Genomic DNA, 1,133 nt, shown 5'->3' on the forward strand with positions numbered 1-1,133 from the left:
GCGAAGCGCGCCCGCGCCGTCCGCGCGTCCTCCACCTCGGTGGTGAGCAGCCCCAGGTACGCCGCCAGGACGTTGCCCATCGGGAAGCCGGGCGACTCGGCCAGCGCCGCGTTGGTCTCGGCGTCGACCTCCACCCGGAAGTGCAGCAGTTCGTCGATCGCCCGGTCGTAGTGCCGTACTGCGGCGGCACCCGCCCCGGTCACCGCCAGGCCGTGCTGATCGTTGGTCACCGGACCAATGTACCTACTGATCCGGTGGGGAATAGGGCCAGGGACCATCGATCGCCGTGCCGGACCCCAGGCGCGGCGATCGAGCTCTCGTCGGCCCCTACGCCGCCCGTCCGGTCACCACGGCCCTCCCCATGGCCGGGTCGTCGCAGAACGCCCCGTCGATCCCCAGCTCGACCAGCCTCGACAGCCATCCCATCACGTTGCCGGTGGCCCGGGCGTAGACGGGGCTGGCCGGATTGCCCAGCCGGTAGTCCGCCGGCAGCTGCGAGTTCTCGTTCCGTACCGTCCACACGTGCACGTCGAGCCGCCGCCGGTGAGCGTCGGCGATCAGCGTAGTGGGCTCGAGGGTCTTGCCTGAGGCGTCCTGGGGCACCACGCGGCGCGTGTCCACCCCGATCCCGTTCGCATAGGTCGCCACCTCGCGCAGCCCGTCGGGCGTCACCATGTCGTCATAGGTGCGGGTGCTCCCGGAGGCGGCCCAGTCGTACGGCGCGCCCCCGAACGTGATGAGCTGGATCAGCGGCAGCCTCGTCTTGGAGCGCAGCTCGCGCAGGTTCGCGGTCTCGAAGGACTGGATGTACGCCTTGCGCACGTGGTAGCGGTTCAGCACGTCCAGCAGCGGCTCCTCCAGCGACAGGCCGATGGAGTCGAAGTAGGTGGGGTGCTTGGTCTCGGGGTAGACGCCGACGCCGTGCTCCAGCGCGAGCTTCACGACCTCCTCGAACGTCGGGATCTCCGGCAGCCCGTCGAAGGCCGTGTTGTCCGGGCGCAGGTCCGGCACGCGTTCCTTGGCGCGCAGCGTCTTCAGCTCGGCCAGCGTGAAGTCCTCGGTGAACCAGCCGGTGACCGGCCGGCCGTCCACGGTCTTGGTGGTGCGCCGGTCGGCGAACTCCGGGTGCGCGG

At 70.6% G+C, this 1,133-nt stretch carries 1 protein-coding gene and 1 pseudogene; both read right to left on the reverse strand.

Annotated features, from left to right (window positions below; all coding sequences use genetic code 11):
- Positions 1-230: pseudogene (locus AB0J09_RS65400) on the reverse strand (tetratricopeptide repeat protein); the annotation flags it as partial.
- A gap of 97 nt (positions 231-327) precedes the next feature.
- The coding region (locus AB0J09_RS65405) for a glycerophosphodiester phosphodiesterase family protein (protein WP_360714637.1) at positions 328-1,133 on the reverse strand (806 nt) is incomplete at its 5' end.

This window comes from Nonomuraea sp. NPDC049784 (genome assembly GCF_040659615.1).
GTDB lineage: Bacteria > Actinomycetota > Actinomycetes > Streptosporangiales > Streptosporangiaceae > Nonomuraea.